24 protein-coding genes, 1 tRNA gene and 1 pseudogene are annotated in these 23,495 nt (G+C 66.5%); 9 read left to right on the top strand and 17 right to left on the bottom strand.

Annotated features, from left to right (window positions below; genetic code table 11):
• Window positions 1-335, top strand: a pseudogene (locus tag BST42_RS30375) (hypothetical protein); the annotation flags it as partial.
• Window positions 336-338: 3 nt separating this feature from the next.
• On the opposite strand, the gene BST42_RS27665 reads toward BST42_RS30375, so the two are convergent.
• A complete protein-coding gene (locus BST42_RS27665) occupies window positions 339-632 on the bottom strand; it encodes a hypothetical protein (RefSeq protein WP_083122910.1) in 294 nt (97 codons plus the stop codon).
• Window positions 633-825: 193 nt separating this feature from the next.
• Between BST42_RS27665 and BST42_RS27660 the strand changes: the two genes are divergently transcribed.
• Genes BST42_RS27660 through BST42_RS27650 form a run of 3 tightly spaced genes read left to right on the top strand, consistent with a single transcriptional unit; the run spans window position 826 to window position 3,972 of the window.
• Window positions 826-1,098: a hypothetical protein gene (locus BST42_RS27660; protein ID WP_083122909.1), complete on the top strand. Its 273-nt coding sequence runs from the start codon at window positions 826-828 to the stop codon at window positions 1,096-1,098.
• Window positions 1,099-1,150: 52 nt separating this feature from the next.
• The gene (locus BST42_RS27655; RefSeq protein WP_083122908.1) at window positions 1,151-2,623 is read left to right on the top strand and encodes an APC family permease; all 1,473 of its coding nucleotides are present in this window, start codon (window positions 1,151-1,153) and stop codon (window positions 2,621-2,623) included.
• Window positions 2,624-2,625: 2 nt separating this feature from the next.
• Window positions 2,626-3,972, top strand: coding sequence for an FAD-binding oxidoreductase (locus BST42_RS27650; protein ID WP_083122907.1), 1,347 nt, complete (start codon window positions 2,626-2,628; stop codon window positions 3,970-3,972).
• Between the two features lie 215 nt (window positions 3,973-4,187).
• On the opposite strand, the gene BST42_RS27645 is transcribed toward BST42_RS27650, so the two are convergent.
• On the bottom strand, window positions 4,188-4,706 hold the full coding sequence (locus tag BST42_RS27645; RefSeq protein ID WP_083122906.1) for a DUF4232 domain-containing protein: 519 nt from the start codon (window positions 4,704-4,706) through the stop codon (window positions 4,188-4,190).
• Between the two features lie 92 nt (window positions 4,707-4,798).
• Window positions 4,799-7,168: a cadherin-like domain-containing protein gene (locus BST42_RS30500; RefSeq protein ID WP_165760943.1), complete on the bottom strand. Its 2,370-nt coding sequence runs from the start codon at window positions 7,166-7,168 to the stop codon at window positions 4,799-4,801.
• 61 nt (window positions 7,169-7,229) lie between these two features.
• On the opposite strand from BST42_RS30500, the gene BST42_RS27635 reads away from it, so the two are divergent.
• On the top strand, window positions 7,230-7,871 hold the full coding sequence (locus BST42_RS27635; protein WP_083122905.1) for a TetR/AcrR family transcriptional regulator: 642 nt from the start codon (window positions 7,230-7,232) through the stop codon (window positions 7,869-7,871).
• On the opposite strand, the gene BST42_RS27630 is transcribed toward BST42_RS27635, so the two are convergent.
• Window positions 7,868-8,434: a TetR/AcrR family transcriptional regulator gene (locus tag BST42_RS27630; RefSeq protein WP_083122904.1), complete on the bottom strand. Its 567-nt coding sequence runs from the start codon at window positions 8,432-8,434 to the stop codon at window positions 7,868-7,870. The two genes, BST42_RS27635 and BST42_RS27630, sit on opposite strands and share 4 nt — an antisense overlap.
• A gap of 100 nt (window positions 8,435-8,534) precedes the next feature.
• On the opposite strand from BST42_RS27630, the gene BST42_RS27625 reads away from it, so the two are divergent.
• Window positions 8,535-9,623, top strand: coding sequence for a methyltransferase (locus BST42_RS27625; RefSeq protein ID WP_083122903.1), 1,089 nt, complete (start codon window positions 8,535-8,537; stop codon window positions 9,621-9,623).
• 10 nt (window positions 9,624-9,633) lie between these two features.
• Here BST42_RS27625 and BST42_RS27620 read toward each other — a convergent pair whose 3' ends face one another.
• From BST42_RS27620 to BST42_RS27600, 5 genes are read right to left on the bottom strand one after another with little or no spacing between them, the layout of a single operon-like run.
• Window positions 9,634-10,827 carry a CaiB/BaiF CoA transferase family protein gene (locus tag BST42_RS27620; protein ID WP_083122902.1) on the bottom strand — a complete coding sequence of 398 codons (1,194 nt, stop codon included), beginning with the start codon at window positions 10,825-10,827 and terminating at the stop codon, window positions 9,634-9,636.
• 43 nt (window positions 10,828-10,870) lie between these two features.
• The gene (locus tag BST42_RS27615; RefSeq protein ID WP_083122901.1) at window positions 10,871-12,148 is read right to left on the bottom strand and encodes an amidohydrolase family protein; all 1,278 of its coding nucleotides are present in this window, start codon (window positions 12,146-12,148) and stop codon (window positions 10,871-10,873) included.
• Window positions 12,149-12,162: 14 nt separating this feature from the next.
• Entirely contained in the window at window positions 12,163-13,377 is a 1,215-nt protein-coding gene (locus BST42_RS27610; protein ID WP_083122900.1) for an amidohydrolase family protein, read from the bottom strand.
• A 3-nt stretch (window positions 13,378-13,380) separates the two neighbouring features.
• Window positions 13,381-14,184, bottom strand: a complete 804-nt coding sequence (locus BST42_RS27605) for an acetoacetate decarboxylase family protein (protein ID WP_083122899.1) — start codon at window positions 14,182-14,184, stop codon at window positions 13,381-13,383.
• A complete protein-coding gene (locus BST42_RS27600) occupies window positions 14,184-15,134 on the bottom strand; it encodes an SDR family NAD(P)-dependent oxidoreductase (protein WP_165760942.1) in 951 nt (316 codons plus the stop codon). Before BST42_RS27600 ends, BST42_RS27605 begins: the two co-directional genes overlap by 1 nt.
• A gap of 49 nt (window positions 15,135-15,183) precedes the next feature.
• On the opposite strand from BST42_RS27600, the gene BST42_RS27595 reads away from it, so the two are divergent.
• Together BST42_RS27595 and BST42_RS27590 are read left to right on the top strand one after the other, a co-directional pair.
• Window positions 15,184-16,086 (top strand): helix-turn-helix domain-containing protein, encoded by a 903-nt coding sequence (locus BST42_RS27595; RefSeq protein ID WP_083122897.1) that lies wholly within the window; start codon window positions 15,184-15,186, stop codon window positions 16,084-16,086.
• Between the two features lie 111 nt (window positions 16,087-16,197).
• Window positions 16,198-16,271, top strand: a tRNA-Pro gene (locus BST42_RS27590).
• A gap of 60 nt (window positions 16,272-16,331) precedes the next feature.
• Here BST42_RS27590 and BST42_RS27585 read toward each other — a convergent pair.
• Window positions 16,332-17,099 (bottom strand): sulfite exporter TauE/SafE family protein, encoded by a 768-nt coding sequence (locus BST42_RS27585; protein ID WP_276009058.1) that lies wholly within the window; start codon window positions 17,097-17,099, stop codon window positions 16,332-16,334.
• Between the two features lie 143 nt (window positions 17,100-17,242).
• Here BST42_RS27585 and BST42_RS27580 point away from each other — a divergent pair, with 143 nt between their 5' ends.
• Window positions 17,243-17,926 (top strand): nitroreductase family protein, encoded by a 684-nt coding sequence (locus BST42_RS27580; protein ID WP_083122895.1) that lies wholly within the window; start codon window positions 17,243-17,245, stop codon window positions 17,924-17,926.
• On the opposite strand, the gene BST42_RS27575 is transcribed toward BST42_RS27580, so the two are convergent.
• Genes BST42_RS27575 through BST42_RS27545 form a run of 7 tightly spaced genes read right to left on the bottom strand, consistent with a single transcriptional unit; the run spans window position 17,923 to window position 23,486 of the window.
• Window positions 17,923-18,225, bottom strand: coding sequence for a hypothetical protein (locus BST42_RS27575; RefSeq protein WP_083122894.1), 303 nt, complete (start codon window positions 18,223-18,225; stop codon window positions 17,923-17,925). The genes BST42_RS27580 and BST42_RS27575 overlap by 4 nt on opposite strands.
• Window positions 18,226-18,275: 50 nt before the next feature.
• Window positions 18,276-19,679: a ribosome biogenesis GTPase Der gene (der, locus tag BST42_RS27570; protein WP_083122893.1), complete on the bottom strand. Its 1,404-nt coding sequence runs from the start codon at window positions 19,677-19,679 to the stop codon at window positions 18,276-18,278.
• Window positions 19,676-20,356 (bottom strand): (d)CMP kinase, encoded by a 681-nt coding sequence (gene cmk, locus BST42_RS27565; RefSeq protein WP_083122892.1) that lies wholly within the window; start codon window positions 20,354-20,356, stop codon window positions 19,676-19,678. Before cmk ends, der begins: the two co-directional genes overlap by 4 nt.
• Window positions 20,353-21,096 carry a pseudouridine synthase gene (locus BST42_RS27560; RefSeq protein WP_083122891.1) on the bottom strand — a complete coding sequence of 248 codons (744 nt, stop codon included), beginning with the start codon at window positions 21,094-21,096 and terminating at the stop codon, window positions 20,353-20,355. Before BST42_RS27560 ends, cmk begins: the two co-directional genes overlap by 4 nt.
• Window positions 21,089-21,808, bottom strand: coding sequence for an SMC-Scp complex subunit ScpB (scpB, locus tag BST42_RS27555; protein ID WP_207569590.1), 720 nt, complete (start codon window positions 21,806-21,808; stop codon window positions 21,089-21,091). The genes BST42_RS27560 and scpB overlap by 8 nt, the downstream gene beginning before the upstream one ends.
• Window positions 21,805-22,626: a segregation/condensation protein A gene (locus tag BST42_RS27550; RefSeq protein WP_207569589.1), complete on the bottom strand. Its 822-nt coding sequence runs from the start codon at window positions 22,624-22,626 to the stop codon at window positions 21,805-21,807. The genes scpB and BST42_RS27550 overlap by 4 nt, the downstream gene beginning before the upstream one ends.
• Window positions 22,623-23,486 (bottom strand): ParA family protein, encoded by an 864-nt coding sequence (locus tag BST42_RS27545; RefSeq protein WP_083122888.1) that lies wholly within the window; start codon window positions 23,484-23,486, stop codon window positions 22,623-22,625. Before BST42_RS27545 ends, BST42_RS27550 begins: the two co-directional genes overlap by 4 nt.
• Between the last annotated feature and the right edge of the window lie 9 nt (window positions 23,487-23,495).

The following is a 23,495-nucleotide window of genomic DNA, read 5'->3' as shown; positions in this document are numbered from 1 at the left end:
GCGGAGTCGGCGGCGCCGGCGGAATCTCGGGCGGCCCAGGCGGTGTAGGGGGTCAGGGCGGCAGCGCGACCACCGGCACCGGCGGCCAAGGCGGCAGCGGAGGCGTCGGTGGGGCCGGCGGAATTGTCGGCGGCTCGGGCGGGTTCGGCGGTAGGGGCGGGAACAGTAACTCCGGGCCAGGCGGTGCCGGTGGCTCCGGCGCCAACGGTGCGCTGGGCGTAGGCGGAACGCGAGCCGGTGGAGGCGCCAGGGCGGGCAGTCCGCCCAACGGAAGTTCCGGCGGTAACGGAGGCATCGGTGGCCGGGGCGGCAGCCCGGGCGACCCCGCCCGGTAGCCGTTACTCGCCCACGGCGTCCAGGCGCTCGGTCACCCGAGCCAGTGCTTCGTCGAACACCTCTACCTTCTCCGAGCGTTTCTCGTTGGCCGGCTGGGCCGCGCCGCGGCCGCCCTCGGCCTCCACTCGCGCTGCGCCCTCGCGCCGCAACAGGCTGAAATTCTTCTCCCGCGCCTGGCGGAGCCGGCCCTGCAATTCTTTGAGCTGCTTGGCGTCCATGCGGGCCAGCGCTTCCGGATGACTCTCACCGATCAGCGAGTCTTCTTGCGGGGTCAGGTTCACGTGGTGGTTGCTCACCGTTGATTCATATCGTGCGTCGGCCGGCCGAGAGTGTCGAATCGCCGAGCACCTCGCCGAACTGTCACGCTATCGCCGTTTCCGGTTCATGTCGCGTCATGGACGGCCTACATCATTTGACCCATACGCCGCGGTGGAGAACACATAGTTCAGCCGAAGAGTGGGTGTGCCGAAGCGCCATACGTTGAACAGCATGAACACGATCACCGGCATCACAAAGTCAGCCGCCTTCGGCGCACTCTTCGGCGGCATCGCCGCTGCCGCTCTGGGCATCGGCGCCGGCATGGCACAGGCCGATTCCGCGGTACCGGCGATCGGCACCCACCAATTCCAGTCCTACGACCGCGGCGACCAGGAAGTCGTTCCCCGCGATCACCCGATCCCGATTCACGGCGACGACAGCGGCCCGGGCGCCGGTCACCTCCCGGGTGCCGCTCACTCGAGTACGGCGCATATCGGCAAGTAAATGTTTTCCACGACTTAGAGTCCCCTCTACACCGAACAGCAAGGTGACGCACGTGACACAAGTTTTCACCGGCGACGAGGCCGCCGACGATTTCTGCGAAGACTGCGGCTATGAGCCGGAACTCAAGCGAACGCTGAATGGCTTTCAGGTATTTGCCATTTCATTCGCCTCCCTGTCCGTCGCGGTGGGAATCTTCGCCACCTATGACGATGTGCTGCGCGACTCGGGGCCGGTCGGTATCTGGCTGTTCCCCCTCGTCGCGATCGGACAGATCCTGGTGGCGCTGGTGTACGCGCAATTCGCCGCGCGCATCCCGCTCAGCGGGTCGTCGTACGCGTGGGCGTCGCGCCTGGCCAGCCCGAAGCTCGGGTGGGCCTTCGGCTGGCTGGCCGTCCTGAGTGCGGTCGCCAGTCCGGTGACGATCGACAACGCCCTGGCCAGCCAGTGCCTGATGCCGCTGTTCGGCATGGAGCCCAACGAAACCACTGCGCGAGTGATGACCGTGGCGCTGCTGGTCATTCAGTTCGTCCTGGCCGTCGCCGCGACGCGCATCGTCGGTTGGGTGAACTCGTTGTCCGTCGGCGTCGAACTGGCCATCCTGCTCGTCATCGGTATCGCCCTGACCATCGCGATCATGGCGAGCGGCAACGCCGCACCTGCGAACCTATTCTCGCGCGGTATCACCGAAGGCAACCCCAACTTCTGGGTCGTCGGCGGCGGATTGATGGCGGCATCGATCATGGGGTTGTCGACCCTGGTGGGTTTTGAAACGGCATCGAATATGGCTGAGGAGGCCAAGAATCCGACGCGCACCGTTCCGCGGGCGATCATCGGATCCGTGGTCGCGGCCTCGGTACTCGGCATGGTGTTCGTGATCATCCTGACCGTGTCGATCACCGACATGGCCAAGGTCTCCAACACCGAATCGCCGGTCGCCGAGATCATGAACCAGCGCTTCGGGCCGGGCTTCGAGCGGCCACTGCTGGCTGCGATCGCCCTGGCGTTCTTCGGGGCCGCCCTGGTCAGCATGGTGTCGGGAGCCCGCTACGTCTACGCGATGTCGCGTGACGGGCGCTTTCCCGGTCACAAGGTGATGGGCCGGGTGAACCCCCGCACCCGCACACCGATTCCCGCCACATTCTTGGTCCTTGCTGTCGGCGTGATCCTGATGGCGGTCATGCCGGGAGACGCACTGCTGCAACTGATCATGGCCGGCGCGATCGTCACGATCCTGCCCTACCTGTTCACGATCATCTTGTATCTGGCAACACGCCACAAGCTCGATCGCAGGCCGGGCGGATTCGACCTCGGTCGTTGGGAGTGGCCTGTCGCGATCGGAGCCCTTGTCTGGGTGATCATTTCGCTCTTCGTGGTGATCACGACGTCCCCGGGATGGGCGCCCATCGTGCTGGCCTTCGGGCTGTCCGCCGCCGGCGGGCTGTACTTCCTCTACATGTGGAAGTTCAACCGCTCGGTGCTCGAGGAAGAGCCCGGCGATCCCAACATGTTCGCGGAGGTGGAGTGATCATGACTGCTGTCCTCACCGGCCGGGTGGTCCACCCCGGTGACGCCGACTACCCGGACGCCAGCCGAGGCTGGAACCACTTCTTCACCCACCGTCCCGCGGCTGTTGTATTCGCCTGCAGCACAGACGATGTCGTCAACGCACTGACCTTTGCACGCCAGGAGGGACTCGCGGTCCGGGTACGCAGCGGCGGCCACGCGCTGGAAGGCTGGTCGGGCGTCGACGGCGGCGTGGTGATCGATGTCAGCGGGTTGAAGTCGGTGGCGATCGATGCGCACGCCCGGACCGCCACCGTCGGCGCGGGACTCAACCAGCTGGAGGCGGTCGCCGGACTCGGTGAAGCGGGGTTCGCGGCGCCTACCGGAACAGAAGGCAGCGTCGGGTTGGTCGGTGCGACACTCGGGGGCGGCTTCGGCCTGCTGACGCGCAACTATGGGATGGCGTCGGACAACCTGCTGGCGGTGGAGATCGTGGTCGCCTCAACCGACGGCGGCGCCGAGGTGATCGTCGCCGATGAACAGAACAACCCCGACCTGTTGTGGGCGCTACGGGGTGCGGGCAACGGAAACTTCGGCATCGTCACGTCGTTGACGTATCGGATTCATCCTCTGCGGCAGACGATCTTCGTCGTCGCCACGTGGCCGGGATTCGATGATCTGGAGACGGTGTTCCAGGCCTGGCAGCAGTCCGCGCCGTACGTGGACCCTCGGCTGACCAGTCAGCTGGAGATCGAGGGTGGCAAGGTCGGGCTACATGCCTTGCTTGCCGGTGGGACGGAAGCCGAAGCCCTGCAACTACTTTCACCGATGCTGTCGATCGGCAGACCTGAGGTCGTCGTGCAGGACGCGACGTGGCCGGAGATCTACGCGGGGTTCCAGATCCCGATCACCGACGAACCGGCGAACTGGAAGTTCTCCTCGCAGTTCATCACGGAGCCGTTGCCTTCCGACGCGGTGCGCATCATTGCCGAATTCATGGCGAAGGCACCCGCGGGGTGCAATTACTTCACCAACGCGTTCGGTGGCGTGCTGGCCGACAGTGAGCCCCCGGGCGGGTCGGCGTTCGCGCACCGCGGCGCGTTGTACTACGCCGAACCGGGCGCAGGTTGGGGTGTTCGCGGCGGCCCGCCGGCTTCGGACGATGAGACCGAGGCGGTTCTCGCGTGGGTCGCGGAGCTGACCGACGCGTTGGCCCCCTACGTCAACGGCGCCTACGTCAACGTGCCCAACGCCGGCATGCCGGACTGGGAACGCGCCTACTGGGGCACCAACGTCGAGCGGCTACGTCAGATCAAAGCTGCCTACGACCCCGACAATGTGTTCAGCTACGCCCAAAGCATCACGGCCTAATCGTCGAGCGTGCGGTTTCGTACGCGACTCGCCGGGCGCGGCGTACGAGACGGCACACTGGCTGACGCGGTCACCTTCTCTCCTGCTGTCGCTTATCAGGTCCGAGAGGAACGTGGGCAATCGGCCTGCGCCGACTGAGATGCTCCTCGGTGACGCCGTCGACTGTTTCCATGCGCCCGGATGGCTGAGCTCGGCCGCCAGCTCCCGCTTATCCATCAGGCGGTCATCGGTTGCAGCGGTCCGATGTACGTCCCGGGGTGACTCGCGGCGTCCTGTCGGGCAACCGGGACCCGCCCGGCAATCCAGGGAACGTCCATCCGACCAGGCGCATTCGGCAGAGTCACCGCGATGGTATCCGGCACCCAGCCGTTCGGGTCCGGGAGGAACGTCAGACGGCTGCCGGCGGAGGCTCCCGGTGGGAGCGTGACCGGCGCAGCAACGTCGGCCTGCTGCGGCAACTGATAGTCCGGACCCCACATCGGATCGTCGGGTCCAATGAGATGCACGCCGGGATAACCCTGCACGTCACACGATTGCGCCGAGATGTTCGTGAAGATCACGTCGAAGTGGATCTGCGTCGCATCCCCGGGTGACGCGGGAGCGCTGGTACTCAGACCGATCGCACCGGGTGTGCACGCGGGCAAGGCCGATGCGGTGGGACTCGCTGCTGCCGAGCCGATGGCCATGAGCGCAGTCATCACCCCGGCAGCGCTCGGTAGGTACCTCGTCGTCATCGAGCCGCCCTTCCGTCGCCGAGACTCTCGACCGGCGAGCGAACTCTAGTCCTTTATTCGACACCTGTGTCCGTTCTCGACATTCGCCGCCGTCAGCCAGCCGCGACCCCGGTCGGGGGTTCGTCCGCCTCGGGCGGCACCGGGACCACAACCGTGATCGCGGTGCTGCCGCCGTGACCGTCGGAGACCGAAATGGTGAAGCTGTCGTGGGTCACGGCGAACGGGGCGCCCAACGCCGCGGCGAGGTGCCGTTGCTCGGCCGTCGGGTTGTAGGTGAATGAACCGTCTCCGTACACATCGACGACGCCGCCTCCGGCAGTGGTCGGATTCACGCTGTAACTCAACGGGTCCGAATCCGGGTCGGTGACTCCGATGACGGATCCGGTGACGGAACCGATGACCTCGTCAACGCCCAGCTCGGTGATGGCACCGCCGCTGGGGTTTCCGTTGACGGCACTCACCGGCACCGTGATCGTGTGGGTGGTCGAACCGCCATAGCCATCGCTGACAGTAACCGTGAAACTGTCGGTGGTTGCCGTATCGGGTGCATTGTCAGCGGCTGCGGCGTGGCGTATCTGAAATGTCGGCGCGTAGCTGAACGAACCGTCGGTGTTGACGGTGACGGCTCCCCCGAGTGCGCTCGTCGCCGGTCCGCTGAAGTGCAGGCTGTCCTGGTTGGGATCCTCAGCCTCGATGTGGCCGGCGACGGTGCCGTCGATCGAGGACGTGTCGTCCGAATATCCACTGATGGTCGGCGCCTTGTTGATGGACGCGACGTCGACGGTCACCTCTGCGGTGGCCGTGTCGCGGCCACTGATGCCGAATCGTTGTGCGTAATAGTGGATTACCGATTGGATACGGCCCAGGAGGCCGGGTAGCCGGTATGTGCTCCCGTTGTCGGCGGTGACGGTGAAGCTCACCGACCCGCCAAGGTGGGCGGTGGTCGCGTCGGGAGTGACGGTGAAGGTACCGTCGGGATGGACCTGGACCACCGCGTTGTCAGGCTGGGTGACGTCGTAGGTCAATCCGCTCCGAGATGCGTTGGTGCCGTGGAGATCACCCGTGACGACACCGGTGACCGGATCTTGCGAATGTTGAACAGCCGCGATCACCGGGGGTTTGTTGAACAGGGTGTAGCGCAACTCACGCCGGACCCAGCCCAGTACGTCATGAGGTCTTGGGTTCCTCTCGGCCGAGCCGGCGGGAGTCCTGCGATTGGCGCCGGCCGCTGGCGGAATTGCCTTCGGCGCGTTGGCTTTGACGGCATCGCCGTGGCGGGTGGGTGAGGCTGGTCCGGTGTTCGCACCGGCGCCGGCCTCGCTCCTACCGCTGTGCCCGGTGTCGGCGCTCGCTGACGCAGACCCCTGCGCGAGAGCGGCGCCGATGCCGACGGTGATCGCGCCGGCACCCAACCAGACAAGAGGGCCGCCGAAGGGCCGGGCGCTCGAGCTGTGGTGTGCCCCCGACCGGAGAAACGCGATCCCGATGAGAACCGCGCCTGCGGCTGCCCACGCGATCAACACCACTACCGCGGCGCCGCCTCCTGCCCCGTTGAAGAATGCCGTCGAACGCAGCAGCGTCGCCGTCGCTCCCTGAGGAAGATACTGGCCGAGCTCGCCCCAACCCCGGGGCAGCAGTTCCGGCGCACTGGCCAGGCCTGACAGCGGATTTCCCAGCAACAGCGCCAACGCTGAACCAAGCCCCAGCCCGATGCGTCCGAACAACGTACCCAACCCCAGCACGGCCAGACCCGCACCGGCCAAACCCAGCATCAGAGCGGCGGCGACACCGCCGGCGTTCCCATCCACTGAACCAACGACCCACCAGAGGACCGCGGTGATCGCCACCGCTGCGGTCGCTGAAAATATCAGCAGTGCAAGGGTTCTCAGCCAGATCTGGGTCGGCAGCAGCAACACCAGCAGGATCGCCGGTAGTAGGCCCGCGAGCGTGATGGGCAAACCGGAGGCGATGAGCCCCGCTCCACGCGGGTCCTGGGCGGTCGGAGGCGCAAGGTCCTCGGTCCGCAGTGGGACTGCGATCGCTGCCGACACCCGATTGCCGAGCTGGGAAAGCGACTGGGCCACAGCAGGACTGGCGCCGGTGGCGGTAAGTAGGACAGGGCCGGCAGGACCGAGGGTCACGCCGCCGTACTCGTCGCGGCCACGAATGGCGGCCCGCAACGCCGCCTCGTCGGAGTAGGTGGTGACGCGAAACGATCCAGGAGTGTTCTGCTGCAGCAGGGCGGCGATCTGGCCGGCGTGCGGACCGGCCACGCCGATTGGTAAGTCGTGTGGCTTGCTGCGGGCCGCCGGTAGCGCGAATGCGATGGCCAACAGCACCACGACGACGGACAGGCCGACGACGATGCCCATCGCGCGCGCGGCCGCCGAGCCTCTTCGTACCCGCTCCGCCGCGTGCCCCGGCAGAGCTTCCGGATTTTTTTCAACGACGGATGAAATCATGAGCAGAGCGTAGACCATCGCCCGGAATAATTCAATGGATATTGAAATGATATCGTCAGACATGCCTTCACGTGCAGCGATGGACAAGCGACGCGGCAGACGCCACGGCGAACCGGTATCTCGGGACGTGGTCATGCGCGCGGCCAAAAACCAGTTCGCTCAACACGGCTACGAGAAGACGACGCTGCGCGCGATCGCCGACGAAGCCCACGTGGATCCGTCGATGGTGTTGTATCTGTTCGGTTCGAAGGCGGAACTCTTCCGAGAGTCGATGAAGCTGGTTCTCGACCCCGAACTCTTCACCGACCAACTGACGGCCGGCGATGATGACGGGTTGGGGTTCCGCATCGTCCGTGCCTACCTGACCATCTGGGAGCAACCCGACACTGCTGCGAGCATGGTGTCGATGTTGCAGTCGGCAACGTCGAACAGTGATGCGCACGAGGCTTTTCGGGAGTTCTTGCACAGTTATGTGATGACCGCGGTCACCGACGCACTTGGCGGCGCCGACGATGCGCGGCTCCGGGCGATGCTTGCCGCCACGAGCCTCGTCGGCACGGCGATGCTGCGGTACGTCATGCGGGTGCCGCCGCTGTCGACGCTCACCCCCGACGAGGTGGTCACCCTCATCGGCCCCAGCGTGCAGCGCTACCTCAGCGCGCCGGCGGACGAGCTCGGCCTGCCGACCACCCACATCGACTAGCCACGGGCGCGGTGCCCGTCCAGGAAAGCAGCCACCACCCTGCCCGCGTCGATATCGGGAACCGCCGGTGTCGCCCCGGTGCGCGCCCAGAGGCCGAACACCAACAGGGGTCCGATCAACGCCACCAACGCGTGTAGGGGGTCGCCCGCCGCGAGTCGCCCGCCGCGTTGATGCGCCGCGATCACGCCGGCGGCGTTGACGAGATTGGGCATCAACGCCGCAATCGCTTCGCGCAGTTCGGGATTGCGGGGCACCTCGGCAAGAAGGGTCGTGACCGCACCGCCATACTGCTGCGCGGTCTCGACATACGACCGAACCAGCGCGGTGAGATCCGCTGTCACATCGTCACTGGCCACCACGGTTGCGAACGATGAATCCGCCAACACATGGGTCAGGGCCGCGTTGATCAGATCCGCCTTGGCTCCGTAGCGGCGGAACAGAGTCGCTTCATTGACCCCCGCCCGCGTCGCGATCTCCTGTGTCGTGGTGGCCCGGTAGCCAGATTCGGCGAATACCGCGACCGTCGTTCGGAACAGACCATCTTCGTCGATGCGTTTCGGCACACCCGAATCTTAATGCAAGTCTCCACTTGCTTTAAATGGGAAGCGGAGTTACGGTTCGGGCGCTTGTCGACTACGTGAGCCACCGAGAAGGGATGGTCCCGTGACGTCCACCAAAGCACCACCGACGAAACTCGTGCGGGTCATCGAACGGGCCCGTCACGTCCTGTACCGAACGCACCAGCGCGCAGCGCCTCCGGCGGCGTCGATGATGGAACTGATCATGGGAGCATGGACTGCCCAATTGATCTCCGCTGCAGCGGAACTCGGGATTGCCGACGAGTTGGCGAACGGACCTGCGACCGGCGAGGAGCTGGCGCGGCGACTGAATGTCGACCAGGACGCGCTGCGCCGGATGCTTCGGGCACTCATCGGTGTCGGTGTGTTCCGACACCGCAACGACGGGCGCTACGAGCTCACCGCCCTTGCCGAAACGTTGCGGACCGACTCCCCCGTCTCGATGGCCGGCATGGCCCGCTGGGTTGGCTCAGCACAACACCGCGAGCACTGGAGTCACGTGGCGGACGCAATACGGACAGGCTCCGCCGTGGTTCCGGCTTTGCGCGGCAAGCCGATCTTTGACTATCTCGCCGATGAGCCGGCGCTCGGTGGGATCTTCAACCAGGCCATGACGGGGCTGTCGGAATCCTCGGTCACCGCTGTCGTCGCGGCCTACGACTTCAGCCGCTTCGCGACGATCGCCGACATCGGTGGCGGTCACGGCAGGCTGCTCGCCGCCATCCTCGCATCGGCGCCGCAGGCCCACGGTGTGTTGTTCGATCTACCCGAGGTGGTAGCCGGCGCACCTGCTCTGCTCCGCGAGTACGGGGTCGAAAACCGCACCAGGATCGATCCGGGATCGTTCTTCGAATCAGCTCCCGAGGCCGCCGACGCCTACGTGCTCAAGCACGTCATCCATGACTGGCCCGACGACGATGCGGTCCGCATTCTGCAGAGTGTCCGCACTGCCGCTCGCCTGGGCGCACGAGTGTTGTTGATCGAGTTCGTCATTCCCGACCATGACCGAAATTTCCACGGCAAGTGGGTGGACATCGAGATGTTGGTGGTCGCCAACGCGCGCGAGCGCACCGCGGCCGAGTACGGTCAGTTGCTCGAGAGAGCGGGATTCCGGCTGGAGCGAGTGGTCGACACCGTCGGCCCGATCAGCATTCTGGAGGCTGTCGCGGTCTAGACGACCGACGTCACGCGATGACCCCCGATTCCCTCAAGCCGGACCCCTGACCCACGCGGCCCATCTGGGTGAGTATCTCCTCGGTGTGCTCGCCCAATTTCGGTGCCGGACCGGCCAATCGAGCCGGAGTGCCGTCGAAGAGGGCGGGATGCCGCGGGATTCGGACCCGCCCCACCACCGGGTCGTCGCGTTCCTCGAACAGCCCCATCGCGATGGCGTGCGGATCGTCGGGCAGTTCGTCGGGCGGCACGATCATCGCGTACGGTACGTCGGCGGCTTCGAATCTCTCCGTCGCTTCGTGCACCGAGAGCTTTTCCGCGCCGGCATAACACGCTGCCATCACCTCGGCCATCAACGGCCGGTGCTGGTTTCGCAGTTCGGCGGTCTGCAATCGCGGGTCGTCAGCGCCGGGCGCGTCCAGCGCGCGACACATGCCGGTGAAGTCGGAATCCGAGATCGGGGTCACCACGCCCCATCCATCGGTGAAGCGAAACGGCTTGAATCCCGATGTGAAACTCGACGGCTGCGAGTTGTCCGAGTCGAGCAGGACCTCGTTGCCTGCCGCATCGGTCCACAAGAAGGACACCACTGCATCCACCATCGAGACGTGCACATGTTGTCCGCCGCGCCCCGTCGCTCGGGCGAACAGCGCGGCGGTGACGGCTTGGCTGGCATACAACGCGGTGACCTTGTCGGCCAGCACCTGCTGTAAGAAGATCGGCTCCCCGACGTCGGGTGCGGCCTGGCTGGACGCCACACCGCCGTAGGCCTGAATCACCGTGTCGTAGGCGCTGCGGTCCCGATACGGCCCGACCTCACCGAAACCGGTCAGCGAGACGTAGACGACCTCGGGATTGATTGCGACCACGTCGGCATACCCGAGACCGAGCCGGTTGGCCACGCCGGGACGGAAGTTCTGGATCACCACGTCGGCCTGCGTCGCCAACTCGAGCGCGATCTCCCGTCCCGCGTCGGTTCGGACATCCACCGCTATCGACTTCTTCCCGCGGTTGCAGACCCGGAAGACGGCACTCAACCCGTTCACACTCGGGCCGATCCAGCGCAGGATGTCGCCGATGTCGGGACGTTCCACCTTCACCACGTCGGCACCTTGGTCGGCGAACAGCGCACCGATGTAGGGACCGGTCAGCGCCAGCGACAACTCCAGAACCCGAATACCGCGCAGCGGCCCAGTGTGTTCCATACCCACCCTCTTACCGTCCCGTGAACCGTGGCGCACGCATGTATCAGTTTTCCACCAGGTCGGCGCGGGGCTCGGTGTCGGTGAGCCAGTGCCGCCCGGCCTGCCGCGCCGCCTCCCACTTCGGGATGCTCACCGCGTCGTCCTGCCCGAGGTCGTCCGGCGTCGGGCCGATGCGCTCGACGAGCGGAGCCAGAGCCTTCTGATCGAAGTGGTAGATCTCGGCCGCCGCCAGCCCCAGCATCTGTCGGGTCTCGTCGATCGGGATATCCCAGAACGCGTGCCGCAGCCATTTACGGGTGTTCGGCCAGGTGCCTTCCGGATGCGGATAGTCGTTGCCCCACAGCATATTCGGAACACCGATCTCGTACCGGCGCGCCAGTTCGCGGCGCTCGGTCGTGGTCGCCCCGATGAAGCAGTTCCGGTCGAAGTACGCCGAGGGCGGCATGGTCAGATCCCCCTCGAGCGCCCGGCTCATCTTCTTCGCCGAATGCTCCCGCAGGAAGCGGGTGTCCATCAGCCACAGCAGATCGTTGGCCCAGAACGCGCCGCACTCGGTGGCACCCCAGCGCAGCGCCGGGAAACGCTCGAAAACCCCCGCCCACAGGGCGAACCACAACGGCCGGGCTCCCCACCACCTGACCTCGGTGGTGTAGATGCCCAGGTGCTCGCCGTACTCCGCACTCGGCGCGGGACCCACGTGGGTGTGCACCGGCATCTGCAGGTCCTGGCAGGCGGCCCAGACCTTGTCGTAGCGACGATCGTGATACGGCGGGTAGTCACCCCAGAGCACGGGGATCAGGATCCCGCCCCGTAGGCCGGCTTCGGCCGCGCGGGTGATCTCGGCGACCGCTGCATCGACGTCGGCCAGGATCGGGATCACCGCCACTCCGGCCCGCCGCTCCGGACTGTGGCTGCACAACTCGGACAGCCACCGGTTGTGGGCTCGCGCCCCGGCCATCGCCCGTCCCGGGTCGAGGTCGCCGGACTGGCCCAGGCCGGCCCCGAACGGAGCTCCCGCCACGCCCGTCACCGCATCAGCGTCGGGGAAGATGACCTCGCCGGCCACACCGTCCCCGTCGAGTTCCTTATCCCGTTGGGCGACATCCCATCCGCCGGCGATGCCCTCCCCGTGTTCGTCGAACCAGGTTTGCGCGAACTCCTCGTCGATGAACCCACCGGCCTGCGCCGCGGCTTGCTTCTCGGCGAGGTAGGCCTCGAAGTCCTCCCGGTATTCGGGGTCGACGTATTCGCGGTAGCGCTCGGTCGGAAGCTCGGCGTGCGTGTCCGCGGAGATGATGAGGTACGGGGCGGCGTTGGTCACGATGTGCCTTTCAATTACCAGGTGCGAATGGGGTCGGGCTCGAAGACGGTGCTGCTCGCTCCTGCGGGCACCTCCGTCAGCGGCTCGGCGACCTCGGCGACCGTGGGTCCGATCCGGTCGGTCAGAGGTTGGAGTGCCGCCAGGTCGAAGCCGTAGACGGCTGCCGCGTTACCGCCGAGCATGGCCGCGACTTCCTCGGGTGCTACACCGGAAAAGGTGTAGCGCAACGCTTCTCGGGTGAAGAAGCCGGTTCCCTCCAGGTGTGGGTAGTCGCTTCCCCACATGATTCGGTCGACGCCGATCTCGTGACGTTCGGCGCATTCGACCGGCCGCATGAAACTGGCCCCGACATAGCATTGGCGGGCCCAGAACTCGCTGGGCTTGAGGCTCAGCGACCCCGCGGTGGGTCCGGCGAACCGGGCGATGGCGGACCCCTCTCGGGCGTAGCGAGCCGCGGCGACATCGAGGGAGTCCAGGGTGGCCGGGATCCACCCGGCACCTTGCTCGGTGAAGACCACGGTGAGGTCCGGATGACGATCCATCACGCCGCTGAAGATCAGGTGCCACAGCGCGCGGTGCGCGAACCAGTGCGTCTCGTACACCCACACCGCGAATGAGCTGCCCCACCCGTCGAGAGGACTGGGTCCGGCATTGCCGCCGTGGTGGTTGACCACAAGCCCGGCGTCGGCGCATGCCGCCCACAGCGGTTCCCAGTGCTCGGCGTACAGCTGTGGGATGGCCGCCCCGGGAGGTATCCCCGGCAGCAGAACACCGCCCCGCAGACCGAGTTTCGCGATCTGCGCCACCTCGGCGACGGCTTCGTCAAGGTCCTGCAGCAGGATCTGCCCCACCCCGGCGCGCCGTTCGGGCGACAACGAGCAGAAGTCGGCCAGCCAACGATTGTGTGCACGCAGGCCGGCCCAGCGCAGCTCGAGCTCACGGGCGGTCTCCGGTGGAGTGGCGGCCAGGCTTGACGAAGGAAAGAACGGCGGAATGGTGTTGGGGTATATCACCTCGCCGGCGACACCCTCGACGTCCAGGTCGGCGTTGCGGCGGTCGCTGTCCCAATTGCGTTCGGCGTCGGCGTCGGCGAGATCGGCGAACGGATTGACGTATGTTTTTGTCCAACTGTCGAATTCGTCGCGAAAGTCCGGGTCGAGATATTCGCGATAGTCGAGCAGGTCGGCGCCGGCGTGGCAGTCGGCAGAGATGACGGTGTACCGGTCCATCCGCTACACCCGCGTCGGCTCGGGCCTCGGCGCAGCGAGCAGAGCGACATCGTCGTAGCGCTGGTGGACGTACGGCAACAGCCACTCCGCCGGAACGCGCTCGGCGATCCGGCCGACCTGAACGGTCCGCCGCCGACACCAGGTGATCGACTTGAGCTGGCGGACAACGATGTCGGCCACCGGGTCCAGCGGAGACTCCCCCAACTCGATTGTGCCGTCGATGTTTTCCAGCAACTCGTAGTGCCGGTGGTACTCGCCGTAGACAAGGTGCGGATCGGTGATGCCGTCCCCATCGGGTGCTCGCAAAAACTTGAAGTAGAACTCAGTGTTGACCTGATCGGGCGGCAACTGCGCGGGGCCGGTCACCCGTCCGCTCACCGTGACGAGCGGATATCCCAGCCGGGCGACGGTGGCGGTGACATCGTCGGCGGCGCGGTCCACTCGGATGTCGGCCAACTTCTTCGGCTCACCGAAGGTTTCGCGCCCACCGGTGACGGATTGTTCGGTGGATTGCGGCATGAACAGCGGGTAGTCGCCGTCGACGTCGCCGTGGCGGGCCGCCACCGAGAACACCGCCGACCCGAATGGCGGCCGACCCTCGATCTGGACCCGCTGCAACTGGACGCGGACCAGGGGTTCGGCTGCCGGTTCGAGCGGCTTGGGCAGGACCGCGGCGACGATCTCCGGATCGGTGAGATAGGTGACGGTGACCGCCTCGGTGGCGATGGGCGCCTTGGTGGCGTCGATCTCGTGATCGACGCGCGCCTGGGGTGGGCGAGGACCGTAGCGAACGGTATTGACGCTCATCACTTTTCTCCTTCGTTGTCGGCGCTGCGCCCGGCGTGCTTGCCGAGGACGTCCACCAGGTAGTCGGGTTCACCACGCGCCAGGATCGATGCCGCTTTCTTGCTCACGACTTCATCCGACGGCGCAGGCGGCCCCATCATCCAGAAGGTGTCCTTGCCGATGCCCTCGACGACCAGATCGGCAACCGTCTCCAGCGGGGTGAATTCGACGTGCACACCGGCGGATTCGAAACGATCCACGACCCGTGCGAGAGTTTGATCGGGGGTTCGGCGCTCCTGCGTTGGGGCGTACTGGTCCGGGCGGTGCCGCCACGATTCCCAGATGCCGGTGTTCAAGAAGCCGCCGGGGAAGAGCACATGGGCCCGGACTCCGGTCCCGGTCATTTCCAGGTGCGTGTAAAGGCTTTCGGTCAGGCACAGCACGGCGGCTTTGGTCATCGGGTACACCGCGGTGGCGGGGCCGCCCATCGCGCCGCGGGCGATCGGCGCGAAACCACCGTTCCCCGAACACGTGTTGACCACGTGTCCCTCGCCTTGGTCGAGCAGGATCGGCACGAACGCTTTGATGCCATGGATGACGCCGAGCACGTTGACGTCGATGCCCCAGCGCCAGTCCGCAAGGTCGTGTTCCCACATGTAGCCCTCGGACACCGCGCCGGTGCCGGCGTTGTTGCACACCACGTGCACGGCACCGAAGCGATCGAGAGCCTGTTCGGCCAGTGATTCGACCGAGGAGTAATCGGTGACGTCGGTGACCACGCCGATCGCCTCGATGCCCTCGGCCGTCAACGCTCGGGTTGCCTCGTCGAGTGGTTCGGCGAGGACATCGGCCAGCACCACCTTCATGCCTTCTTGACCGAAGCGCCTGCCCATGGCGCGTCCGATCCCGCCGGCGCCCCCGGTTACGACCGCCACTGCGCCTCGTAGGTCCTTCATTGTGGGCATCGTCACATGGTCGCGTATATCACCGCAAGCAGTCGCACTATGCGACCATCGATCGATGCCGCCGCGCCCATCTCCGCAGACCGAACGGGTCGTGAATCTGTTCGAGCACCTGGCCGGCGAGGGGGGCGACGGGCTGACGGTGGCCCAGGTGTCACGCTATTTGAGCGTTCACAAAGCGAGCTGCCATTCGATGCTGGCGGAACTTCTGCGGGCCGGCTGGCTGCTGCGCGACCCGGTTCGCAAGACGTATCACCTGGGCCCCGCGCTGGTCCGTCTGGGCCGAGAGGCGGCAGGCCACTATCCGGCTCTGGTGCTGGCCCGCTCGGCCATGATCGAACTGTCCGCGGCGACGGGAGCGCACTGCGTCGCCTTCTCGGTGGGTGACGACCACTCCACCGTCGTCGACCAAGTTCGGAGCCGGCTCGGCGGTGGCCATCCGATGCCGATCGGCACGCAGTTCCCGCACCGCCCGCCGTATGGGGCATCGACGGTGGCGTGGGCCGGGGTGAACGCGCGGGAGCGGTGGTTGGCCGCGCTGCCCGACGACGTGCGCGAGCGATACCGCGATGCCATCGCCGCCGCCCAACAGCGTGGCTACGCGGTCGGGCTTCATCTGTTGCCCGACCTGCGCTTGCAGGAATTGGCGCTCATCGTCCGTAGTGCCGAGGTCCGCTCCACGCGGCTCAGCGAGCTGGCGCAGGCGTTGACCGACGAGCTGATCCATCAGGAGCAGTGGTTTCCGGCCGGCCTGGACAAGGACCGAACCTACGAGGTGAGCCATATCGACTCGCCGGTCCTGGCGGCGGACTCAACCATTGCCCTGATCCTGAGCCTGGTTCCGAGTCCCGAGCCGATGAGCGGCGCCGACGTCACCCGGATGGGCGAGCAACTCGCCGCGGCCACCCGCGGACTCAGTGCCGCACTGGCGGACGAATCTCTCTCCCAACCGGCTCCGTGAACGGACTATCGGGCTGCCGCCCCCCGGTCCGGCACGTGTCGACCGTTTCGGAGTTTCAGCTGCCACTGATGTATCGTTCCCTGGCGTCCGTCGGTAGTTTCGGCGGGCACGCGGGCTGTGGCGCAGCTTGGTAGCGCACTTCACTGGGGGTGAAGGGGTCGCAGGTTCAAATCCTGTCAGCCCGACCGATCTCGACGGCGCAACATGATTGCGCGCGAGAGGGTCTCTGTTGGCTGGTCGTGCGGTCAGACCGTCAACAACCGGTACAGTCCGATCAGCCCCACCACCACGATGACGGCCCGCAACACGTTGGGCGACAACCGCCGTCCGTAGTGTGCACCCAGCCAGCCGCCGACCAGCGACCCGATGGCGATCAGCCCGGCCGCCTCCCAACTCACCCGGTCGAACGCAACGACGGTGTAGGCCACCGCTGCAACGATGTTCACCAGCAGCGACAGCAAGTTCTTGGCCGCGTTCATGCGCTGCATGTCCTCGGGCAGCAGCGCGCCCATCACCCCGATCAGCAGGATGCCCTGGGCCGCGGTGAAGTACCCGCCGTAGATGCCGACCGCGAAAGTCCCGACCACCAGAGCCGTCATCCGTTTCGGCGACACATGCTCGGCCGAGCGGCCTGCGGCCTCGGCGCGCGCCCGGGCATAGGCCTGAATACGAGGCCCGATCACCACTAGCACCAGCGCGCCGACCAGCAGCACCGGAACGATTTGCGTGAACACCTTCTCCGGCAGGTGCAGCAGCAGGAACGCACCGATCCCCGCGCCGATCAGCGACGCCGGGATCTGCCAGCGCAGCCGATCCCATTGCCCACGGAGTTCCTTGCGATAGCCCCAGGTCCCGGACACGCCGCCGGCCACCAGGCCGATCGCGTTCGACATCGTCGCCGTCACCGGCGGAAACCCGAGCGTCACCAGCGTCGGGAAGGTGATCAACGTGCCGGAACCGACCAGCGAATTGATGGCGCCGGCCCCCATCCCGGCCAGGACGATCACGATCATGTGGGCAACGGACACCAAAGAACCCTATCCGGCGAACCGGCCAGCACCGACCGCGCCCGCAGCGGCCACCAAACATGCTCCGCTGCAGCGTGATACAGCACACAGCCCTACGCAAGCCGCAGGCCACCTAGCGTGTAGTTCCCATGAGCGAGATTCCGAGTACTGACGAGGCGCTGGCCAACCTCTCCATGCCCCTGCTCGATGCGATGATGACCCAGCGTGCCATCCGGCGGGTCAAACCCGACCCGGTGGACGACGCGATCGTGGTGAAGTGCATCGAGCTTGCACTTCGCGCTCCCACCGGGTCCAACGGTCAGAACTGGGAGTTCATCGTCGTCAAGGACCAACGGGTCAAAGATCAACTCGGCAAGCGCTACCGGCAGCCCTGGTCGATCTATGGCGCCCTCGGCAGGCGGCAAGCCGCCAACGACGAGTCGATGCTGAAGATCCTGAAGGCAGTGGAGTGGCAGGTCGAGCACTTCAGCGAGATACCGGTCCTGGTGGTTCCGTGCCTGCGTGGCGGCACCCGCGTGCCGTACGTCCCTACCCCGTTTGTGGGCGAGACGTCGTACTTCGGCTCGATCTACCCCAGCGTGCAGAACCTGCTGCTCGCCGCGCGGGCGATGGGACTGGGTGCATCGCTGATCACGATGCCGCTGTGGAACGTCACCTCGGCGCGCAGAATCCTGGGCCTACCGCTTTCGGTGACCCCGATCTGCGTGGTTCCGCTCGGCTGGCCGCGCGGGCGCTACGGTCCGACCACCCGCAAGCCGGTCGAGGACGTCGTCCACTTCGACACGTACGGCAACCGCGGCCTCACGACCTAGCGGTGGCCACCGCTTCCGGGTGCGCCACCGGCCGGACCGCCGCCGTGGTCCCCGCCGTTCCACCCGGGCTCGGCGACCTCGGCTTCGGTCAGCATGTCGCTGGTGTCGGGGATAACCGACGGCGCGCAGTTCATTGAGAAGCTGTCCTCGGTGTCGGATTCCGAGCACGCCAGCACTCGGGGCATCGCACCGTCGAATGCTCCGGAGAACACGGCGACGGCAGGCGCCGCGGCGATCATCAAACCGGCAATGCCATAGACCAGTCGGCGGCTGGGCGCCAATGAGGTAGCAAACTCCATGACCGGCAATCTATGCCCAGCAGCGGCCAAATACCGTCAAACCCGCCGAATCAACGCGGCTTGAGCTTGCGCTTTTCCCGCACCCGCACATTGATCCGGATCGGGGTGCCCTCGAAACCGAAGGTTTCACGCAGCCGCCGCTCCAGGAACCGCCGGTAGCCCGCCTCCAAGAAACCACTGGTGAACAGCACAAACGTTGGCGGGCGCGCGGTCGCCTGGGTGGCGAACAGGATTCGCGGCTGCTTACCGCCGCGCACCGGCGGCGGAGTGGCCGCGACCACCTCCTTGATCCACGTGTTGAGCTGCCCCGTCGAGATGCGCGAATCCCAGGACGCCAGCGAGGTCTCCATCGCAGGCACCAGCTTCTGCACCGCGCGGCCGCTCTTGGCGGAGATGTTCACCCGCGGCGCCCACTGCAGCTGCGCCAGTTCGCGGTCGATCTCGCGGTCCAGCAGATAACGCCGGTCCTCATCCACGAGATCCCATTTGTTGAACGCCAGCACCAGCGCCCGCCCCGCTTCGATCACCATCGTCAGGACGCGCTGGTCCTGTTCGGTCAGCGGTTGCGACGCGTCGATCAGCACGACGACAACCTCGGCCGCGTCGATCGCGCTGTGGGTGCGGACCGACGCGTAGAACTCGTGGCCGCTGGCCTGACCGACCCGGCGGCGCAGACCGGCGGTGTCGACGAAACGCCATGTCTTGCCGCCCAATTCGATCAGCGAATCCACCGGATCCACCGTGGTTCCCGCGACGTCGTGCACCACCGAACGCTCGGCGCCCGCCAACCGGTTCAGCAGCGAGCTCTTGCCGACGTTGGGCTTGCCCACCAGCGCCACCCGTCGCGGTCCGCCGGTGGCCTGGGCCACCTCGGACTGCGCAGGTAGATCCGCGACCACCTCGTCGAGCAGGTCCGCCACCCCGCGGCCGTGCATGGCACTGATCGGGTGCGGCTCCCCCAGCCCGAGCGACCACAGCGCGGCCGCGTCGGCTTCACCCTTCTCGTTGTCAACCTTGTTGGCCGCCAGGAACACTGGCTTACCCGATCGGCGCAGGATTCGCGCGGCCGCCTCGTCGCCACTGGTGGCACCGACCGTCGCGTCGACGACGAGTATCACAGCGTCGGCGGTCTGCATCGCCACCGAGGCCTGCTCGGCGACCAACTGCTGCAAGCCCTTGGCGTCCGGCTCCCACCCGCCGGTGTCCTGCACGACGAAGCGCCGCCCGGTCCAGGACGCGTCGTAGGACACCCGGTCGCGGGTCACCCCCGGCAAGTCCTGCACGACAGCCTCACGGCGGCCGAGAATGCGGTTGACCAACGTGGACTTGCCGACGTTGGGCCGACCGACCACTGCCACCACCGGTGGCGGAGCCAGCGCCTCCTCGTCGTCGTCGAATCCTTCGTCGGAAAGCTCCCACTCGCTTTCGTCAGACCACGTGCCGTCCTCACTCATCGCATTGCACCACTTCGCTTTTCGACCAAATCAAGCAGACTGGCCACCACCTGGTCCTGGGTCATGTCGCTGGTGTCGACGATGATCGCGTCCTCCGCCGGACGCAACGGTGACACCGTGCGGGTCGAATCCAGATGGTCGCGGCGGATCACATCTGCCAGCACCGTCTCGTAGTCATCCGGCAACCCGGTCGCGACGTTCTGGTCGTTGCGGCGGCGTGCACGCGTCTCGGCCGAGGCGGTCAGAAAGATCTTCACGTCGGCATCAGGAAGCACGACCGTGCCGATGTCACGGCCTTCGACCACGACACTGTCGGCGGCCGCCGCCAATTCACGCTGCAGCGCCACCATCCGGGTGCGCACCTCAGGGACCGCTGAGACCGCCGAAACCGCTCTGGTGACCTCGTCGCCCCGAATCTCGGCCGAAACATCCTCAGTGCCAAGGTAAGCCCGGTCTACCTCAGGGTCAGAGCCCACCGACAGCGTCACATCGGAGGCCGCCGCGATGGCGTCGGCGTCGGTCAAGTCGATACGGGCGCGCAGCATCGCCAACGTCACGAGGCGGTACATCGCACCGGTATCCAGGTAGTGGGCTCCCAGCGCACGCGCCAATCCTCGCGACACCGAAGACTTTCCGGTACCGGCCGGGCCGTCCACCGCCACAACGCATCGGCTCACAGGCCCACCGCCTTGTACAGATCGCCGACTTCCTTACGGGTCAACACGCGGATGCTGCCGGGCCGCTGCTCACCGAGCGTCACCTCACCGATGCTCACCCGCACCAGCGCCTCAACCGGATAACCCACCGCAGCCAACAGCCGACGCACGATCCGCTTACGCCCCTCGTGCAATGTCACCCGCAGCAGCGTCTTGCCCGGCACCGCGTCGACAACGGCGAAGTCGTCGACCTTGACCGGTCCATCGTCCAGCTCGATGCCGGCGCGCAGCGTCTTACCCAAACCCCGTGGAACCGAACCGGTTACCGTCGCCAAGTAGGTCTTGGGCACCTCGAACGACGGGTGCATCAACCGATGCGCCAGCTCCCCGTCATTGGTCAGCAGCAACAGGCCTTCGGTGTCGGCGTCGAGCCGTCCGACGTGAAAGAGGTTCTTGTTGCCGCGGACTCGGTGCTCCACCAGGTCACCGACACACGGCCGGCCCCGCTCGTCCGACATCGTCGAATGCATTCCGACCGGCTTGTTGATCGCCAGGTACATCATCGAGTCGTCGACGACGATTCGTGACCCGTCGACCCTGATGTCGGCGTTGGCCGGGTCGACCCGGGTGCCCAACTCGGTGACGATGCGGCCGTCGACCTCTACCCGGCCATCGGTGATCATCCGCTCGGCCACCCGCCGCGACGCCACTCCTGCCTGCGACAGGATCTTCTGCAGCCGCACTCCATCTGGTTCAGGCATCGGTGTCCACATCGATCGAGACGTTCGGGTCGGACGCCGAGACTCCGGCCAGCTTGGCGAAACGTGGTTCCGCATCGAGGTTTTCGCTCAGGTCGTCGATCACGTCGACATCGGGAAGCAGCGGCGCGATGTCGGGCAGGTCGGTCAGCGACGACAGCCCGAGCCGCTCGAGGAACAACTCGGTGGTGGCGAACGTGGTCGCGCCGGTGTCCTCGTCGGTGCCCGCCTCGGTGATCAGCCCACGCGCCACCAACGTACGGATCACCGCATCGACGTTGACGCCACGGACCGCGCTGACCCGAGCCCGGGTCACCGGCTGACGGTAGGCGACCACCGCCAGCGTCTCCAGCGCCGCTCTGGTCAGCTTCGACCGCGACCCGTCCAGCAGCAGCCGCTCCACATACGGCGCGAACCGCGCCCGGGTGTACATCCGCCAGCCGCCGCCCGCCTCACGCAGGTCGATACCGCTGTCGCGGTCCGCCAACTGTGCGGCCATGCGCTCCAGCGTGGCGGCGATCCGATCCAGCGGCTGCTCGGTCACCGACGCGAGCGTCTCGGTGTTGACCGGGGTGTCCACGACCAGCAACAGCGCCTCCAGCACCCGGCCCAGTTCGTCGTCGTCCATCTCGGGGAGGGCGCCGTCGATTCCCGGATCGGGCCCCGAGTCGGACCCCAGGTCCACGTCGGGTACGTCGGCTGCGTCGTCGGTCATGATTGGTTCTGCTCTTCTTCCCACTCGGCTCGGACCAGCTCTTCGTTCACAACCCGGTCGCCGGTCCATGAAACCTGGAGCACACCAAGTGGTTCTGGCTGTTCGAATGCTACCGTCCTGGCCCGATACAGTTCGAGCAGCGCCAAGAACCGTCCGACGATCTGGATCGGCGCCTCGCAGTCGGCCACCAGTTCCTTGAACGACGCCCACTGCCCCACCCCGCGCGAGGACAGGAACTCCAGCAGCAGCTCGGCCTGCTCGGGCACCGACACCTGCGATGCGTGCAGGTGTTCGGTTCCGACCGTGGGGACCGGGCGCGGGGTGAACGCCGCGGCCGCGATGTCGGCGAAGGCGGCGGCGTCGACACCCAGCATGACCTCGGGAAGAAGGTCGGCGAAGCGATCCTCGACCGTCACCGACCGGGGGTAACTCCGCAGTGCTGCGGCCTCTAGTTCGGCGAACATCTCGGCGACATGCTTGAAGGCGCGGTACTGCAGCAGCCGCGCGAACAACAGGTCGCGGACCTCCAGCAGCGCCAGGTCCTCCTCGTCGTGCACATCGCCGGCGGGCAGCAGTCGCGCGGCCTTGAGGTCGAGCAGTGTGGCAGCAATCACCAAAAAGGTGGTCGTCTCGTCGAGTTCGAGCTTCGGGCCGATCTCGCGGGTGTAGGCGATGAATTCGTCGGTGACCTGATGGAGCGCGACCTCGGTCACATCGAGGCGGTGGGCGAAGATCAGCTGCAGCAGCAGATCGAACGGGCCCTCGAAGTTCGTCAGCCTGACACGGAAGCCCTTTTCGGGCGCCTGCGATTCGGTCACTTGCCGAAGCGGTCGATGACCTCGCGGGCCAGCGACCGATATGCCTGTGCACCAACGGATTTCGGTGCCCAGGTGGTGATGGGCTCGCCGGCGACACTGGTCTCCGGGAAGCGCACGGTGCGGCTGATGACGGTGTCGAACACCAGATCGCCGAAGCGCTCCAGCACCCGCGCCATCACCTCACGGGCGTTGACGGTGCGGTTGTCGAACCGGGTGATCAGAATGCCGCTGATCTTCAGCCGCGGATTGAGCCGCTCACGCACCTTGTCGACGGTGTCGGTCAGCAGAGCCAGGCCACGCAGCGAGAAGTATTCGCATTCCGTCGGGATGACCACCGCGTCGGAGCAGGCCAGCGCGTTGACGGTGAGCAGGCCCAGCGAGGGCTGGCAGTCGATCAGCACGTAGTCGTAGCGGTCGAGTACGGGATGCAGCGCGCGGGCCAGGGTCTGCTCGCGTCCGACCTCGTTGACCAGCTGGATCTCGGCGGCCGACAGGTCGATGTTGCTGGGCACCAGGTCCAGGTTCTTCACCCGGGTGTTGATCAGCACCTCGTCGATGCTCACCCGCGGCTCGATCATCAGGTTGTGCACGGTGTGGGTCAGCTCGTAGTGCGGCACGCCCAGCCCCGCCGACAGCGCGCCCTGCGGATCCAGATCCACCAACAGCACCCGCCGGCCGTACTCGGCCAGCGCCGCCCCGAGGTTGATCGTCGAGGTGGTCTTGCCGACCCCGCCCTTCTGATTGCACATCGAGATGACCGTGGCCGGCCCGTGCGAGGTCAGCGGCTGTGGTTCGGGAATCTGGCGGGGCGGGCGGCCGGTGAGACCGATCGGTGTGGCTTCGTCTGCCTCGTCGGTCACGCCGTACCC

Source organism: Mycolicibacterium rhodesiae (genome assembly GCF_002086695.1).
In the GTDB taxonomy this organism is placed as follows: Bacteria; Actinomycetota; Actinomycetes; order Mycobacteriales; family Mycobacteriaceae; genus Mycobacterium; species Mycobacterium rhodesiae.
The sequence above is the reverse complement of the archived record's forward strand: the minus strand, read 5'-3'. Positions and strand labels throughout refer to the sequence as shown.

Coding starts and splice junctions, on each gene's coding strand:
- BST42_RS27635 (WP_083122905.1), top strand. CDS start 7,230: ATGCCTTCACGTGCAGCGATGGACAAGCGACGCGGCAGACGCCACGGC.
- BST42_RS27620 (WP_083122902.1), bottom strand. CDS start 10,827: ATGGAACACACTGGGCCGCTGCGCGGTATTCGGGTTCTGGAGTTGTCG.
- BST42_RS27585 (WP_276009058.1), bottom strand. CDS start 17,099: ATGATCGTGATCGTCCTGGCCGGGATGGGGGCCGGCGCCATCAATTCG.
- BST42_RS27580 (WP_083122895.1), top strand. CDS start 17,243: ATGAGCGAGATTCCGAGTACTGACGAGGCGCTGGCCAACCTCTCCATG.
- BST42_RS30500 (WP_165760943.1), bottom strand. CDS start 7,168: ATGATTTCATCCGTCGTTGAAAAAAATCCGGAAGCTCTGCCGGGGCAC.
- BST42_RS27575 (WP_083122894.1), bottom strand. CDS start 18,225: ATGGAGTTTGCTACCTCATTGGCGCCCAGCCGCCGACTGGTCTATGGC.
- der (WP_083122893.1), bottom strand. CDS start 19,679: ATGAGTGAGGACGGCACGTGGTCTGACGAAAGCGAGTGGGAGCTTTCC.
- BST42_RS27610 (WP_083122900.1), bottom strand. CDS start 13,377: ATGGACCGGTACACCGTCATCTCTGCCGACTGCCACGCCGGCGCCGAC.
- BST42_RS27660 (WP_083122909.1), top strand. CDS start 826: ATGAACACGATCACCGGCATCACAAAGTCAGCCGCCTTCGGCGCACTC.
- scpB (WP_207569590.1), bottom strand. CDS start 21,808: ATGACCGACGACGCAGCCGACGTACCCGACGTGGACCTGGGGTCCGAC.
- BST42_RS27560 (WP_083122891.1), bottom strand. CDS start 21,096: ATGCCTGAACCAGATGGAGTGCGGCTGCAGAAGATCCTGTCGCAGGCA.
- BST42_RS27645 (WP_083122906.1), bottom strand. CDS start 4,706: ATGACGACGAGGTACCTACCGAGCGCTGCCGGGGTGATGACTGCGCTC.
- BST42_RS27595 (WP_083122897.1), top strand. CDS start 15,184: ATGCCGCCGCGCCCATCTCCGCAGACCGAACGGGTCGTGAATCTGTTC.
- BST42_RS27650 (WP_083122907.1), top strand. CDS start 2,626: ATGACTGCTGTCCTCACCGGCCGGGTGGTCCACCCCGGTGACGCCGAC.
- BST42_RS27605 (WP_083122899.1), bottom strand. CDS start 14,184: ATGAGCGTCAATACCGTTCGCTACGGTCCTCGCCCACCCCAGGCGCGC.